Origin of the sequence: Flavobacterium yafengii (genome assembly GCF_030010375.1) — a bacterium.
Lineage (GTDB): Bacteria > Bacteroidota > Bacteroidia > Flavobacteriales > Flavobacteriaceae > Flavobacterium > Flavobacterium yafengii.
The window spans coordinates 1,226,175-1,242,864 of the sequence record NZ_JASCRY010000001.1 but is presented as its reverse complement, the minus strand read 5'-3'; the positions used below and the strand labels follow the sequence as shown (position 1 = coordinate 1,242,864).

General features: G+C 35.0%; 12 protein-coding genes. 3 read left to right on the top strand and 9 right to left on the bottom strand.

Annotated features, from left to right (window positions below):
• Positions 1–72: 72 nt before the first annotated feature.
• Together QLS97_RS05470 and QLS97_RS05465 are read right to left on the bottom strand one after the other, a co-directional pair.
• Positions 73–1,701 (bottom strand): RagB/SusD family nutrient uptake outer membrane protein, encoded by a 1,629-nt coding sequence (locus tag QLS97_RS05470; protein WP_282714802.1) that lies wholly within the window; start codon positions 1,699–1,701, stop codon positions 73–75.
• 16 nt (positions 1,702–1,717) lie between these two features.
• A complete protein-coding gene (locus tag QLS97_RS05465; RefSeq protein WP_282714801.1) occupies positions 1,718–4,786 on the bottom strand; it encodes a SusC/RagA family TonB-linked outer membrane protein in 3,069 nt (1,022 codons plus the stop codon).
• A gap of 217 nt (positions 4,787–5,003) precedes the next feature.
• On the opposite strand from QLS97_RS05465, the gene QLS97_RS05460 reads away from it, so the two are divergent.
• The gene (locus tag QLS97_RS05460; protein WP_282714799.1) at positions 5,004–5,663 is read left to right on the top strand and encodes a ribonuclease HII; all 660 of its coding nucleotides are present in this window, start codon (positions 5,004–5,006) and stop codon (positions 5,661–5,663) included.
• 7 nt (positions 5,664–5,670) lie between these two features.
• On the opposite strand, the gene lipB is transcribed toward QLS97_RS05460, so the two are convergent.
• Together lipB and QLS97_RS05450 are read right to left on the bottom strand one after the other, a co-directional pair.
• Positions 5,671–6,390 (bottom strand): lipoyl(octanoyl) transferase LipB, encoded by a 720-nt coding sequence (lipB, locus tag QLS97_RS05455; RefSeq protein WP_282714798.1) that lies wholly within the window; start codon positions 6,388–6,390, stop codon positions 5,671–5,673.
• Between the two features lie 82 nt (positions 6,391–6,472).
• A complete protein-coding gene (locus QLS97_RS05450; RefSeq protein ID WP_282714796.1) occupies positions 6,473–7,198 on the bottom strand; it encodes a hypothetical protein in 726 nt (241 codons plus the stop codon).
• Positions 7,199–7,479: 281 nt separating this feature from the next.
• On the opposite strand from QLS97_RS05450, the gene lysS reads away from it, so the two are divergent.
• Entirely contained in the window at positions 7,480–9,189 is a 1,710-nt protein-coding gene (gene lysS, locus QLS97_RS05445; protein ID WP_282714794.1) for a lysine--tRNA ligase, read from the top strand.
• A gap of 81 nt (positions 9,190–9,270) precedes the next feature.
• Here lysS and QLS97_RS05440 read toward each other — a convergent pair whose 3' ends face one another.
• From QLS97_RS05440 to QLS97_RS05425, 4 genes are all read right to left on the bottom strand, one after another.
• Positions 9,271–11,268, bottom strand: a complete 1,998-nt coding sequence (locus tag QLS97_RS05440; RefSeq protein ID WP_282714793.1) for a TonB-copper family protein — start codon at positions 11,266–11,268, stop codon at positions 9,271–9,273.
• 87 nt (positions 11,269–11,355) lie between these two features.
• Entirely contained in the window at positions 11,356–12,204 is an 849-nt protein-coding gene (locus QLS97_RS05435; protein ID WP_282714791.1) for a hypothetical protein, read from the bottom strand.
• 135 nt (positions 12,205–12,339) lie between these two features.
• Entirely contained in the window at positions 12,340–12,681 is a 342-nt protein-coding gene (locus QLS97_RS05430; RefSeq protein WP_282714790.1) for a hypothetical protein, read from the bottom strand.
• A 128-nt stretch (positions 12,682–12,809) separates the two neighbouring features.
• Positions 12,810–14,624 (bottom strand): hypothetical protein, encoded by a 1,815-nt coding sequence (locus QLS97_RS05425; RefSeq protein ID WP_282714788.1) that lies wholly within the window; start codon positions 14,622–14,624, stop codon positions 12,810–12,812.
• 231 nt (positions 14,625–14,855) lie between these two features.
• Between QLS97_RS05425 and QLS97_RS05420 the strand changes: the two genes are divergently transcribed.
• The gene (locus tag QLS97_RS05420; RefSeq protein ID WP_282714786.1) at positions 14,856–15,317 is read left to right on the top strand and encodes a hypothetical protein; all 462 of its coding nucleotides are present in this window, start codon (positions 14,856–14,858) and stop codon (positions 15,315–15,317) included.
• Between the two features lie 66 nt (positions 15,318–15,383).
• Here QLS97_RS05420 and hemL read toward each other — a convergent pair whose 3' ends face one another.
• A complete protein-coding gene (hemL, locus tag QLS97_RS05415; RefSeq protein ID WP_282714784.1) occupies positions 15,384–16,670 on the bottom strand; it encodes a glutamate-1-semialdehyde 2,1-aminomutase in 1,287 nt (428 codons plus the stop codon).
• Positions 16,671–16,690: the final 20 nt, after the last annotated feature.

The window sequence follows — 16,690 nt, the reverse complement described above, 5'->3', positions numbered from 1 at the left end:
TCCATACCGGTTTTTTCAAGGTTGTAGTAATAAGAGCTTACTACCTTGTTTAATGCGCTACAAATATTAAATTTAGTAACCAGGATTTTGTTGCGCTCTTAGAGTTGGATTAGAATCCAACTCCAATTGCGGTATAGGCCACAAAAACTTAAAGTTATCGTAAGGAATTGCATTAACACCTAAAGCACCTGAGTATGGAGTACCTAATGTATATGCTGCTAAAGCTGTTGAAGCACTAGAAAAACCTCCATTAGCAGCTTTTGCAGGAACACCAACTACTGGGAAATTAGGGTCATTTTGCAATCTATGAATATCAGCCCAACGACGTCCCTCCATAAGAAACTCTATTCTTCTTTCCTTCAATATAGCACCTAATAATGTAATGTTAGAAGAAAAACTAGTTGCTGTAAAAGCCTGTGTTGTCGGATTAGCTAAAGATCTGTTTCTAACCGAGTTTAATCTTGTTAAACCGTTAACAACATCATTATTTCTAGCGTAAGCTTCAGCCATATTCAATGCTACTTCAGCATATCTGATTACTGGAGCCGCATCTGTTTTATTCACACCATCTTTGTATTTTTTGGTGAATTTAGAATTTGGATAATAACTTCCAATACCTGTTATAACCATAGCACCTTCAGTTCTTCTTTTATCATCTGACAACCAACTTGGATCTCTCCAAATAATTGGGCTTATAGCTACCAATCCACGACCATTAGAGGCTGCTGGAATTGGTGGATGATACATATTTGCTAATGCACCATTAGCACCTGGATTATTTGTAGCTCCATTTGCAATAGAGAAAATAGATTCTTTATTTGAAGTGTTACTAGCGAAAGGAGTGTTAGGATTATCTTCCATACTGTATAAACCATTCAACTTTAAACCTTCCGTTATTACATTGTTCCAATTACGCATGTGCAAATAAACTCTCGTTTTATAAGCAATCGCAGCTTCTTTAGTAATCCTTTCAATTGCAGTTGCACCAGTTCTTGCGCTTTTTGGAGCAAGCAAAGTCTCAGCGTCATTCAAATCTTTAAGAATTTTAGTATAACACTCAGCAACAGTATTTCTCCCTTGAGCCAAACCTAGCTCAATATTTGCAGCAGTATTATAAGGGAGTTCTCTGTAAGGAACACCTGGATTATCTCCGTTTTTATCTTGAAAAGGTCTTGCAAAATAAATCAATAATTCATTATGTGTAATCGCTCTGAAAAATTTTGCTTGTCCAATATAATCATTCCCTAAAGCTTGAGATATTATTCCGCTTGCAACAGCTTTTTCAACTCCTTCAATTACAATATTTGTTCTATTGATTAAACGGTAAGCGTCAGCCCAATAATATACATTATTAGCCGTAGTTGGATCATAGGTTCCCGTATAAGTTAGTTGATAGAATGCCGCTAAATTAACTACATCTTCACCTCTATTATCACCTTGCTGAATATAAGCCGCTCCAAACACATAGCCTCTGGCTCCAGCACCATTAAAGTTACCCAATTGAGCACCATTATACATCCCTGAAACTGAAAGATCAATCAGTGCAGGAGTGGTAAAAGCAATATTTTCTTCCACACTATTAAAAGGGACTAAGTCAATAGTATTTTCTTCGCTGCAAGAGACAAACAAAAGTGCAACCATCATTACCGGAACTGCTATTTTAGCACTCCATAAGGATAAAAATTTATTTTTATTTTTCATTTTTTTCATTTTTAAATTAGAAACCTACATTAAGACCAATAGTGAATACTCGAGATCTTGGAGTACCATTTAAATCAATTCCTGTAATTTCCATCTCTGGATCTAAACCTTTATAGTCTGTAATAATTAATAAGTTTTGACCTTGCACAAAAAGTCTAAATTTATCAACTCCAATTTTTTCTAAAACTGGTTTTGGCAAATTGTAACCTAAAGTTACATTATCCAATTTGATATAATCACCATCTTCAACAAAACGAGTAGACGCTTGATTTAAATTGATAAAAGTTTCTCTATCATCTCTCAATCTTGGAGTCCATCCATCACCAGGATTAGAAGCACTTTGCCATCTTCCTAATATCTCAGTACCATTGTTATTGAAATTCATAGTTAACGCATCACGTCTAGTTGAATTGTGAATTTTATTACCTCCACTAAAACGGAACATGAAACCTAAATCAAAGTCTTTATATCTCATGTTAGAATTGAACGCTCCAAAATAAGTAGGAAGTATACTTCCTAAAATACTTTTATCAGATGTACTTAAAGAAGAAGCTACCGAAATATCCGAAGGATTGCTTGGATCAAAAACTCTATATGCCTGAGTATCGATATTTCCTTGAACTAACGAACCATCAGCTTTATAATAAACTGGGTTACCATTAGCCGGATTTACTCCCCAATATTTAAAACCATACAAAGCATAAGGCGACTCACCTTCTCTTAATATATTGTTTCCAGTATTAAAATTATCTGCATCAACATAATTAATATCCTGACCATTCACTAAAGTATTCACTTTACTTTTTACTAAAGATAAATTAGCAGTTAAGGTCCATTCAAAATTTTCACTTCTAAAAGGAGAAGCCTCAATGGATAATTCGTGCCCTGAGTTCCTTAAAGCTCCAATATTCTTAGAGATTGAATTATTTGGAACACCCAAAGACAAAGGCTGAGGCACCGCTAAAATTAACCCATCTTGATTATTGATAAAATAATCATAGGTAAATTTTAAACGATTATTTAAAAAAGCTAAATCCACACCATAATCAATTTTTTCTGAAGTCTCCCATCTCAAATCAAAATTACTGGCCTGAGAATATGCTATTGCATTATTCTCGGCATATTTTGCATTGTTATACAAACCTAAATAAGGGTAGTTTCCAATATCAGTATTTCCAACTTCAGCATAAGAAGCTCTTAATTTAAATTCAGAAATAACATTTTCTAAAGGTGTCATAAAAGATTCTTTGTTCACGCTCCAACCTGCAGAAACTCCTGGGAAAGTCCCCCATTTGTTAGCAGAAGGCAATGACGAAAGACCATCTTTACGAAGAGATCCTTGAAGGAAATATTTTTCTTTATAGTTATAGGTTAATCTACCAGCGTAAGAAATGATTCCGTTTTCAGATATTCCTCCACCAGAAACTTGAGTAGCATAGGAACCAGAAATTAAACCTTGATTAAAGAAAGTATCAGATAAACCATTACCACCTCCGAAGAAAGAATTTACTTTTTGTTTCTGTGCTTCATAGATTGCAGTAGCTCCAATAGTATGAGCACCTCCAAAAGTCTTATTATAAGACAAAATATTTTGAACATTCCAACGTGTCAAGTTTGTAAAGTTATTTCTAACTAATCCTGCAACTCCAGCACCATCACCATTAATTGGGTTTAAATACTGAAAACCTTCAGTTCCAATAGCATCTACACTTCCTTGAGTTTTAAAACTTAAACTAGGCAAGATTTTAAAATCAGCAAACAGACTCACTAAAGATCTATCCACTTTTGATCTATAAATATTATTGTCTAAAACATAAACAATGTTTGGCAAATTATTACCAATTACTGATAAGTTTTCTCCTTGACCTACGCTTGCTCCGGCGATATTATAACCCGTTGGATTAGCAGCATCATATATAGCAGTATTTGGTAATTGACGCATTGCATTAAACATCAAACCTGACAACGAGTTTGCTCCAGTGTTTAAACCATTATTTTGCGTTCTAGACAAAGCCATATTAACACCAATATTCAACCAACTTTTAACTTTTTGGTCTACGTTAGCTCTTACGTTATATCTAGTTTGGTTATTTGCTTTTGCAATACCTTCTTGCTCATTGTATCCAACAGAAAAATAATAATTTGTTTTGTCAGTTGAACCAGATAATGATAAATTATGATCTGTTTGGAAAGCATTAGAACGAAGTACCGCTTTTTGCCAATCAGTATTAAAAGCTGTTCCTGCTGCCCATGGTGAAGCGGCTCTGTTTGATCTTTTTTCGTTCTGGATTGTAATAAAATCTGTAGTTCCTAACAAATCTAAGAAATCAATTGGCGAAGCAACTCCAGTGTAAGTATTATAGTTTACTCTAAATTTACCACCTTTTCCTTTTTTAGTTGTAATTAATATTACACCATTTGATGCTCTAGAACCATAAATAGCGGTTGCAGAACCATCTTTTAAAATTTCTGTTGACTCAATATCTGCTGGATTAATGTCTCCTAAAGCATTAGTATTAGCATACCCTCCTACATCTCCTGTAAAAATTGGCACACCATCAACAACAACTAAAGGATAGCTTCCAGAAGAGATTGAACCAATTCCTCTAATTCTAATTCTAGGAGCTTGTCCTAAAACACCTGAATTAGATGTAACTTGAACACCCGCTGCTCTACCAGCTAATTGAGATTCAAAACTAGGTGTAGCTAAGTTTGCTATAGTCTCTCCTTTAATTTGTGAAATCGAACCGGTAAGATTCTTTTTCTTTTGAGTTCCATAACCTACAACTACTACTTCCTCCAGTGTATTATCTTCTTGTTCCATTTTTATACTAACTACAGAAGAAGCACCAACATTTGCTGTAATCTCTTTCATACCAACAAAAGAAAATACTAAAACGTCTCCTGCACTAGTTTTAATGGAATACTTTCCATCAAAATCAGTTTGTGTACTTCTATTTGTACCCTTAACAATAACATTTGCTCCCGGAATAGGCCCCATAGCATCTGTAACCACGCCAGTAACGTCTTTTCTTGTGCAAATGCAAATTGCATTGACAATGCCAATAGCAACGAAAAAATCCATTTGAATTTTGATCTCATATTAAATTTATTTTGAATTAGTTATTTCACAAAAATCATAATAATTTCTTAAAGAAACAACTATTCACAAGAATTAACACATTTTATTTTTGTTAAAATTTTAAACCAAAAAGAACATATAATATCAAAATTATATCTATACCTAAAATTTTATACGAATAGTTATGTTTAAAACTATATTTTTGCCAAAATCACTTTTAATGTTAAGCCCTTTTTTTTTAACACCAAATTTAGAAACTGGAACTGACGAAGCTGGTCGAGGTTGCCTCGCTGGACCCGTTACTGCCGCCGCTGTAATATTACCATCTAATTTTCAAAATGATATACTGAATGACAGCAAGCAGTTATCTGAAAAAGCGAGAGAAAAACTAAGACCTATAATAGAACAACATTCCATTTCATTTGCCGTAACGCATTTAGAGCCTTTGATAATTGATGAAATAAACATTCTGAATGCATCTATAAAAGCAATGCAGGAAAGTATCCTCAAACTGGATCCAAGACCTGTATCAATTATTGTAGACGGAAATAGTCCTTTAATTCCTAAAGGGGGAATTAAAAATCGAGGGGGAAAGATTTTTACCGATGCTGAAATTGAAATCCTAAATTCGATTCCGAATGCCAGTATCATAAAAGGAGATTCAAAATATATGAGTATTGCAGCCGCTTCCGTACTAGCTAAAACGTATCGGGATGAATATATGAATCGGATTCATGAGGAATTCCCAATGTACAATTGGAAACAAAACAAAGGATATCCTACCAAAGAACACCGAGAAGCAATTCGGATCTACGGGGTTACAAAATACCATCGAATGACATTTCGCTTATTGCCGGAACAGTATACTTTTGATTTTTGATTGTAGATTAATGATTTTTGATTGCAGATTTCTCAAAAGTCGCTTCAAAAAGAATAAAGAAATGCTTTAATATCTTTTCTTTCACTTCTTCTTCATTAACTTTTTCTACGCCAAGTTCGACGTTTAATGACGTTACCGCTTTACCGCGAATTCCACACGGAATAATATTATCGAAATAACCCAAATCAGCATTTACGTTTAAAGCAAATCCATGCATGGTTACCCAACGGGAAGCACGAACGCCCATAGCACAAATTTTTCTTGCAAAAGGAGTTCCTGTACCTAACCAAACTCCGGTTTCACCTTCGCTTCTGCCGCAAGCAATTCCATATTCCTGAAGAGTAAGAATAATGGCCTCTTCCAGAAAACGCAAGTATTTATGAATATCAGTAAAGAAATTTTCTAAGTCTATAATTGGATAACCCACAATTTGTCCCGGTCCGTGATAGGTAATATCGCCACCACGATTGATTTTGTAGAAAGTTGCTCCTTTGGCTTCCAATTGTTTTTCAGATAACAGTAAATTACTCAAGTCCCCACTTTTTCCTAAAGTATAAACATGTGGATGTTCCACAAAAAGAAAGTAATTTGGAGTCTCTAAGTCGAGTTCTTCTCTACGATTTCGAATTTTCAAGTCAACAATTCCTTTAAACAATTCTTCTTGGTATTCCCAAGTTTCTTTGTAATCTTTAGTTCCTAAATCTTGAAGCTGGATGGTTTTGTTCATTTCTTGAAAGGTGCAAAGGTTAAGAGCGGCAAAGGTACAAAGTTTTTAAGAGAAGTTACAGACAAGAAAAGCTTCCAATGAATTACTCTAAAACAACTTCCAGATTAGTGCTCTCCGGATTGACCAAACAATCTGCTATTAGAAATTGTAATTCCAATGATTTTCTGTCTTCGCTAATTTTTACATTCGAATTTGATACGGACTTTATTTTCCTTGGGAAATGATATTTTAGAACATAAGGCTGTGTGATTTTGAATTTAGAAACTTGCGTTTTATATCCTTCAATCTTATCCTGCTGTTTCTTTAATTCTATCGGATCAGTAATTTTCACTATTCTCTTGAAAACACTTCCGTCAAAAGTATAATTCACACTATAATAATGTTCTTCGGCAACCAATGCATAATTATTTTCTATATCGTCCGCATATTCCTCAGTTTTATACAAATCCGCAACTTCGGCTATTTTAGTAAAGTTTTGACTGATTGTTGTGCGAAATTCTTTCTCGAATGAACTTTTCTTGATATGTACTTTTACCGTAGCAAATTTTTGAAAAATGGCTTTTTCAAATGCTGGTAATCTGGCAAACGTCTCGGAATGTTTCGTTATCAAATCCTGAAAAACATATGTTGTATCTCTAAAAACTTCTTCTTTAGAGTAGTTTTCACCCATCAATTGCATAAAACTGTGCTCGTCTCGCAACTCATTTATTTCAATTTTTCCGGTTCCGTCTTGGTTTAAATGAATGATTTCAGTGACTTGACAACTTGTTAAAAATAGTACTAAAAGCAGAAGGGCGCATTTTTTCATTTGGTAATTCAGAGTATTTATTGGTTTCCAAATATACATGATTCGTACTATTTTTCATGCTGTTTTGAAAAAGAAAAAGTAGTTAAATAGCCCCGATAGCAGTGGCATCCTTTTTTTCTTGTTTTTTGTTCAACAAGAAAAAAAGATAGAACAAATAGCGGGACAAGTTGTCTTGAAAAAACAAAATTATCTGCTCCAAAAAACTAAAATCCTTTATGTATTGCTGTCTTTGCAACTTTAGAACTTATATAGTATCTTTGCGCTCTTAAAATCAGAATATAATGGCATTATCCGAACAAGAAACTCTACGTAGAGAAGCACTTACAGAATTACGCAATTTAGGTATCGAACCTTATCCTGCAGCCGAATTTACCACAACCGCATATTCTAGCGAAATCCTAGCTGATTTCGAGAAGTACGAAGGAAAAGAGGTTGTTTTGGCAGGTCGTTTGATGGGTAAGCGTATCATGGGAAAGGCGTCATTTGCGGAATTGAAAGATGCTGAAGGACGTATTCAAGTGTATGTTTCGAGAGATGATATTTCGACTGATGAAGAGAAAACAATGTACAATGTAGTTTTCAAAAAACTATTGGATATTGGCGATTTTATTGGGGTTCGTGGAACGGTTTTCAAAACGCAAGTGGGTGAAATCTCGGTTCATGTTTATGGATTGACGGTTTTGGCAAAAGCCTTGAAACCACTTCCTGTTGTAAAAACGGATGCTGATGGAAAAACGCATGATGCTTTTGCTGATCCAGAACAAAGATACCGCCGTCGTTACGTAGATTTAACGGTGAACGATCACGTGAAAGAAACATTTATTAAAAGAACAAAATTGTTCAATGCAATGCGTTCGTTCTTTAATGACAAAGGATATTTAGAGGTAGAAACGCCTGTTTTACAACCGATTCCCGGTGGTGCTGCAGCGCGTCCTTTTATCACGCATCACAACTCGCTTGACATTCCGCTTTATATGCGTATTGCAAACGAATTATACTTAAAAAGATTAATTGTTGGTGGTTTTGAAGGGGTTTATGAGTTTTCGAAAAACTTTCGTAATGAAGGGATGGACCGTACGCACAACCCGGAATTTACCGCCATGGAAATATATGTAGCCTACAAAGACTACAACTGGATGATGAAATTTGCCGAAGACCTTTTGGAACATTGCGCAATTGCCGTAAATGGAAGTTCAGAAGTGATTTTTGGGGAACATACTATCAATTTTAAAGCGCCTTATGCTCGCATTACAATGACGGACTCCATCAAACATTTTACAGGATTTGATATTTCAGGAAAAAGTGAAACAGAGTTATTTGACGCTGCCAGAGGAATGGGAATTGACGTGGATAAAACAATGGGTAAAGGAAAACTGATTGACGAAATCTTTGGCGCTAAATGTGAAGGAAATTACATTCAGCCTACTTACATCACGGATTATCCAAAAGAAATGTCTCCGCTTTGTAAACAACACCGTGACAATCCAGAATTGACAGAGCGTTTTGAGCTAATGATTTGCGGTAAAGAAGTTGCAAATGCCTATTCTGAATTGAACGACCCAATTGACCAAAGAGAACGTTTTGAAGACCAAATGAGATTAGCTGAAAAAGGAGATGATGAAGCTACCGGAACTATTGATGAAGATTTCTTGAGAGCCTTAGAATACGGAATGCCTCCAACATCTGGAATGGGAATTGGAATGGATCGATTGATTATGTATTTGACAAATAATGCTTCTATTCAAGAAGTATTATTGTTCCCTCAAATGCGACCAGAGAAAACTCAAGTTAAAATTGAATTGGAAGAAGATGAGAAATTAATTATCTCGCTATTACAAGGAAATGAAAACCAAATGGAATTTGGTCTTTTGAAAATCAAATCGGAATTGAGCGGTAAAAAATGGGACAAAGCCATGAAGAATTTATCTTCGTTAGGAATGACTGAAGTTGTCGTGAATGGTGACAGCAAAGCGTGCCGATTGAAAGAATAAGTTTATTCGAGAAATATATTTATAAAAAAGGAGCTTCAATTGAAGCTCCTTTTTTATTCCAAACTATAAATCTGATAGTTTTTAAAACCCAAAACTAATATTCAAAAAGAAATTTCTTCCTTTACGAGGAATATTGTTCCAATCTGAAAAAGTGGAATAATATGCATCTAAAACATTCTCTACTCCTGCTTTTACATTCCATTTGCTTTTATCAATCTGAAATGAATAGCTCGATGCGAAGTTTAAAATCGCATAATCCGGCGTTCTGTCTTCACCGTAAAAAGGACTGTATTGCGTTTGAACAGCATTTCCCTGAACCATGATTTCAGAGGAGAATTTATTTAGTCTATAAAGCAACGATGACGAATACCGCAACGGACTTATAAAAGGTAAATTCTCCTTTTTATAATCCTGTCCGTAACTGTAAACCAATTGTACTGACCATTTAAAGTTCGTGTCAAATTGGTATTCAATATTCAAATCAGTATTAAAAATGGTAGCATAATCAAGTGCTGTATAGATTTTTATTCCGCTTGCGCCAATAGTCATCGGAATCAAATTCTCAGCCGGTTTACCAACAATATAATTCGAGATATGAAAATAAGAAGACGAGATTTTAGTGCTTATTTTTTTTGTTTTGTAACCAATAAAAGCATTCGCTTCTGATGATTTTTCGTTTCTTAATTCCGGGTTTCCAATATAATCGTATCGGTCAAAACTATTGAATAAATAAAATCCATATCCCTCAGAAACCGATGGAGCACGCTCGCCATAAGCAAGTCCAAATCCATACTGAAACCCATTTTTATCGTACGTATAATTTGACGAAATGCTTTTTAAAATTCTATTTTTGCTATCTTCCATATTTGGATAAAAAATCTGTAAACTTTCCAGCCCTAAATTATCGGCAACTTTATTAAAATGATTCGCAACACTTGCTGAAAACCGCAAACTGGATTGACCGTTCAAAATGATATTATCTTCCAGAAACAACGCATTATAAAGTGTTCGCACATCCGGCCAGGTAAACATAAACATCAAACTTTCATTTGGATCGCTCGGATACATCGTCATTTCAGCAACGGAACGGTTGTAAAACGAATTCAAATCAACCATGAAACGATGGCTTTTAAAAACTCCTTTGGCTTTTGAATAGAATCCGTACGTATCGCTCCAACCCGGCATATCCATGTGAATAGGCACAGAAGGGCGTTTGGTATCATCCATTATGTGCGTGATGGTGTTGTAATAAATTTTGGTTTCCCAATTTTCAATTTTTGAAGACTTTGGAACATACTCAAATTTCAATGAAGTGATTAAAGCTTCCGCCAAAGAAACATCCATCGGAAGTGCCGGATAACCAACATCAGTTGCTTTATCGTAGATTAATGAAGCTTCCAACATTTTATTTTCATCAAAAGAAAAACCAGAAGTGGCAGAAATATTGAATTTTCTAAACTGCGAATACAAAACTTCTTGATTGTTTCCTGCCGAGTAATTTTCGGCATCGCGATACATAAAATCAGTATCGATATAAAAACTATTGTTTGCGTAATTGACTGCCGATCCAATAATTTTTTGATTTCCGTTACTTTCAAAACCGGAATGCAGTGAAATATCCCAACCGGAATTTATAAATCCGCTACGATTTCTTTTTAAATCAATAGCTCCGCCAATAGTTGCCCCATGACAACCGCCCAACTGTCCCGATGTGATTGTGGCTTCCGATAAATTAGAAACCTCAACATAAGAAGTTATCGGATCCATTTTGTCAGTACAAGCCCCAAAAACTCGCATTCCGTCAATGGTTATCAATGTTCTTTCGGTAGCCATACTGTTAATGATTGGATCCCACGCATAACCTCCCCTTTTTATCATTCCAACTTTTCCGGACTGCTGCAAATACTCTTCTACTGTAGCCAGAGGTTTGGTTTGGTTTTGATATAATTGCGTTTTTTTTCCAATGACAATCACTTCATTTAATTTTTCTGGAACAATCGTATCTGCAACTTGATCTTGTGCAAAAAGAGTTATAGAAGTGAAACATAAGAGTACAAAACCGTATAATTTCTTTTTCATGATAGAAAAATTAAAAAAAGGCCAAAAGAACAGCTGTCAATACATTTGATTTTATTGGCCTTTTTTAGTTAAGAAAATGAAATAGAATTAGAATTCTATCTCAAAGTAAATACTGCTTGCCGGAACTAAATCCGTAATGGTTTCGCCTTTTAAAACAACATCAGATGCGTTTACAAGCTGCAAGTTGATTTTCCATAAACCGGTCATGGTCAATGATAATTTTCCGTGATATAATTTATCCAAAGTAGACTGCGTTAAATCAACATTGTTTGGCGAACCATGATTTCCCATGCTTGGCATTCTTGGATCAATTTTAACTTTAAAATTATCAACTACTGAAAAACTCATCATCGATTCCATTTTATAAACACCAACCGTAATACCATTCAATGCCACTTTTGGATGATGTGGTTCAACATAAGCTACAATATATCTTACATTATCAGAACCTGTAAAAGTAGTCACTCTTTGTTTAGCTGAAGCCGGAACATCAATTACTGAAGTCACTGTATAAACGGTGCCATCAATCGTATAATCTATTTTTAAATCCCAATATTCCGTGGCGTTTTGAGGCATTTGAAAAACAATATTTCCTTTGTATAAAGTTCCATCAGCCGTTACTTTTTCAACTCCCGATTTTGGGCAAGAATGCGTCATCATAGTCATGTGCATTAATGGCATCCAACTGACAGTTGCATTTTTTACGTAATCGCCGCTTGCTTTGTCTTTAATTCTTAAACTGATTTCATTATAGCCTTGTTCTAAAGCTCCCATGTGAGCGTACAATTCGATAGTATGGGTTGTGTTTGTAATTTCTTTGAATTTGGTCAATTCTGCCAATTCATCAACAATAGGAGTTTCACTATCTGAGGAACAGGAGGAAAATGCAAGTGCTATAGCCACTACAGCCAGTATATTTTTTAATTGAAATTTCATTTCTTTAGATTTTTATTTTAAATATGGGTGTTGATTTGCATGCCATTTTTGGACAATTTATTTCCAAAAAAAGCAAACAGAATCTCATCCGTTACATAAAACGGATTAATAAAAGCGCACTATGTGCATCAAAATTTAAGAAATGAAAGTGGGTGGATGAAATACAGAAGCACTATTCAAGTGAAAGTATAAATTAGAATAGTACGGGTTTGTTTTTTCTTTGGTTCCAAAACAAACGGGTACAATTTCGAAAGATTTGATTTCCTCAAAAATGAGTACGTCAAGTATTGGAGCAGTTCCTTTTTTATCTGAAGAAAGCGGCTTTTCAGTATCAGAAGCCTTAGCCAATTCTTTCATCAAATGACATTTTCCGTTACATTGCATTTTAGGTTTGTCCTTATTGATACAAAGTACTTTTGAAATGTATTCATAATTCACGACATACTCTAAAACCGGTAGAATTGGCTTTACGAGCATGATAAATACAATTATGAATATGATTTTTTTCACGGTGCAAATTTACAACATCATGGAGTATAAAAAAATGTTTTTAAATAGAATAATCCTGTAAAATCATTCTATTTAAAAACAAATATCTGGAGGCTTTATGCCAATTTTAATTCTGGAATCTCAAAAGCAATCAGTTCGTTTTTATAAATATCGAATTGATTCAGAATCTCATTTTTAGTGCTTTCGAAAAAAGGAGTTGTTGAAAATAAATCTTCATAATATTCAATTCCTAGAAACAAATTATTTTTAAACGAATTCCATTTTTTAATTTGTCCCAAAGTTATTTCTTCAGTAACCGCTGTGATTTCATTTTTCAAATAATCCAAATACATTTTTAACTCTTTCACAAATAGATTTGGTCGATTAGTCCCCTTCAGTACAGATGCGTTTCCATAAATATGCTGCACCATTTTAGACAGTGAAACTTCTTGGTCAAAGTACGCCATATTAGGTCCTGGACAAATTATTACACCTTGCGCCTGCCCTTTTATCTTAATGTCATTTTCAAGATACGAAGCATTGGCTAAACCCACACAAAGACAGGCTTTTTCAGTAATACTGTTTTTCTTTTTTTCGAAAACTGCTGCAGTTAAAACATCTTTTTGAAGTAGCAATTCTTCCAGTTTCAAGTCTTGGTATTTCTTGGAAGACGTACAAATTCCTTTTGCATCGTATTCTTTGCTCAACGCCAAAAATCGTTTTGGACATGAACTTCCCGCTTTGCTTTCCTCAATTCGTTTCAATTTCAATTTTTCATTCGTCGTTCCTCGCAACGTATTGAAAGGAATTCCCAACGGCGAAATATGACTTAAATACAAATCATCTTCTTTGGCTCCAGCCAATAATACTCGGGTGTGTTTATCAACCGAAGTGGCTTCAGGAACCAATAAAAACGGCGAACCCCAACCCACAGAATCTACATTATAATGGCCCAATAGAAAATCGTGTTCTTCAGCAGTTCCTACGCCGCCTTGAACCGTAATTTTTAAATCCAAAGGCTGTTCCGGAACATGCATTTCTTTTTGTGCCAATGCTTTTACCATCAACTCATGCGCAGATTGAATCAATTGCTCTTTTTTCTGTTTGAATTCTTCCAGAATCGGTCCTAATAAATAGCCTTCGGTGGCAAAAGCATGTCCGCCACAATTCAGTCCGGATTCGATTCGATATTCAGAAACCCAAAGTCCTTTTTTTGCTAAAAAATTCCCTTGAATCATCGCCGAACGAAAGTCGCTTACTTTCAGCGTGATTTTCTTTTTCAGTGTATTATTCGAATCTGGAAAGAAAGCCGAAAAACTTTCGAAATAGCTGTATAACCTTGGATTCATCCCAGCCGATAAAACTACCGAAGATTCTAATGTACTATTGACAAACCCTCGCAGCGCAGCATGCGCATCATTGAAAGCAATGGGTAATTGTTCGTCTTTGATGAAATTATCCTTATCTAATTTGGTCATAATATTAACATCTATATCGCCCGGATAAAGATTCTTCTCGAGATAATTTTTGATGTTTTCTTTGAAAGTAAAACCGTCTTCCATCAAGTTTTGCAAGCCTGCTTTAATCTCTGATTTGTTGGGCAACATGGCGATGTAATTTTCCAAAGCTGATTTACTTTCGGATAATTCCGTTTTGAAATTTTCAAATTTTTCCTTGACGATTTTGTCTACCAAATTCAAATAAGAAGTAATACGTTCTGCGCGGTAATCATGTATTTTTTGGGTAATTTCCTGATACGGCAAATCGAATTTCTTGCTGTAAAAAGCATTCATTTTTTCGATAAGTTCATCATCCATAATTGAAATCACGGACGAAATTCCATATTTCGCCACTCGTATCGGACTATCAATGGTATAGGCAAGTCCCATTACCGGGATATGAAAAGTATGAAGTGGTTTAAATGTTGTCATGCTAAAATGATTTAATAAATAAACTACAAAAGTCAAGAAAGAAAACTGGAAAAAAGCTGATAAATATCATGCTTTAACATCCACGAAAGTTATTTTTTTGATGTCTTTTACACAAACAACAGCAATTATAAATGTTTCCTTACTATTAAAACCAAACGATAAACTTTTGTTAAGGATTAAACTTTTCAAACCTATCCTTGTCTTATACCTATAAAACTTAAAACAATACAAATGAAAAAATTATTTATCGTTGCATTATTAGTTGTCGGAATGACAAGCTTTGCACAAGAAAAAAAAGCAAGACCAGAGAGAGCCAAAATGGAGCAAATGACTCCTGAGCAAAGAAATCAATTGCACTTGAAAAAGATGACTTTGGAATTAGATTTAAATGCTTCACAACAAAAAGAAATGAGTAAAATCATCGCGGAACAAAGTGCCAAAAGAGAAGCTAAAATGGCAGAAAGAAAAGCAACTAAAGATTCAGTCAAAAAACTTACTTCAGACGAAATTTTTGCTAAAAAAAGCAAAATGTTAGACGAGCAAATTGTTATGAAAGAAAGAGTGAAAAAAATTCTTACTCCAGAACAATATAAAAAATGGGATGACATGAAATCGAAAAGACATCACGGAATGAAAAAAAGAATGATGCACCATAAAGACAGAAAACCAGCAGAAACGGGTGATAAAAAATAATCCGTTCACTTGAAATACTTCATCTTATTTCATAAAAAAGCCCCTATTCAGGGGCTTTTTTTATTATTAAAATGTTTTCGAAACTTTATCTATCGCTCGAATGGTAAAATCTAAATCCTCATACGTTAATGCATCAGTAATAAACCACGTTTCATAAGCTGATGGCGCAATATAAATTCCTTCTTGCAATAATCCGTGAAAGAATTTCTTGAACGTCTCGTTATCGCCGTTTGCTGCGGTTTTAAAATCAACAACCGGAGCAGCATCAAAATGAACCGAAATCATCGATCCAATACTATTGATTGTAAATGTAACGTTATTTGCTTTCAACACTTTATCAATTCCCGCAGCCAAATACGCTGTTTTCTCTTCTAATCTTTGAAAAATAGCACGATCCGTATCTAAAGCTTGCAACATTGCTAATCCAGCAGCCATTGCCAACGGATTTCCAGACAATGTTCCTGCTTGATAAACCGGCCCTAACGGAGCCAGATAATTCATGATTTCTGCACGGGCAGCAAAAGCACCAACAGGCAATCCTCCACCGATTACTTTCCCGAAGCAAACAATATCAGCAGGTATATTAAACAATTCCTGAACACCGCCGGCAGCGAGTCTGAATCCTGTCATAACCTCATCAAAAATCAATAGAATTCCATTATCAGTACACAATTGGCGCAAGCCTTGCAAAAAGCCTTTATTTGGTGGAATACATCCCATATTCCCCGCAACAGGTTCCACGATTATGGCTGCAATTTCATTTTTATTGGCTTCAATTAGAGCGGCTACATTTTCTAAATCATTGTATCGTGCCAGCAAAGTATCCTTAGCAGTTCCTGCTGTAACTCCAGGGCTGTTTGGTGAACCAAAAGTAATTGCTCCACTTCCGGCTTGGATTAAAAACGAATCCGAATGACCGTGATAACAACCTGCAAATTTTATTATTTTATCTCTTTTGGTAAATCCGCGAGCCAATCTTACAGCGCTCATACAGGCTTCGGTACCAGAGTTTACAAATCTAATTTTATCGATATTTGGGACCATCGCAACGGCTAAAGCAGCAATTTGTGTTTCCAATTCTGTTGGCATTCCAAACGAGGTTCCTAATTTCGCTTTCTCTATTACGGCTTGTACTACCGGTTCGTAAGCGTGTCCTAAAATCATTGGTCCCCAAGAATTGATATAGTCAATCAAACGGTTTCCATCTTCATCGTACAAATAAGCACCTTTGGCACTTTTGACAAAAATTGGAGTTCCACCCACTGCTTTAAAAGCTCTTACTGGTGAATTTACACCTCCCGGAATTACTTTTTCTGCTTCAGCAAAAAGCTGACTGCTTCTTTTATACAACATTTATAAATTATGAGTTATAG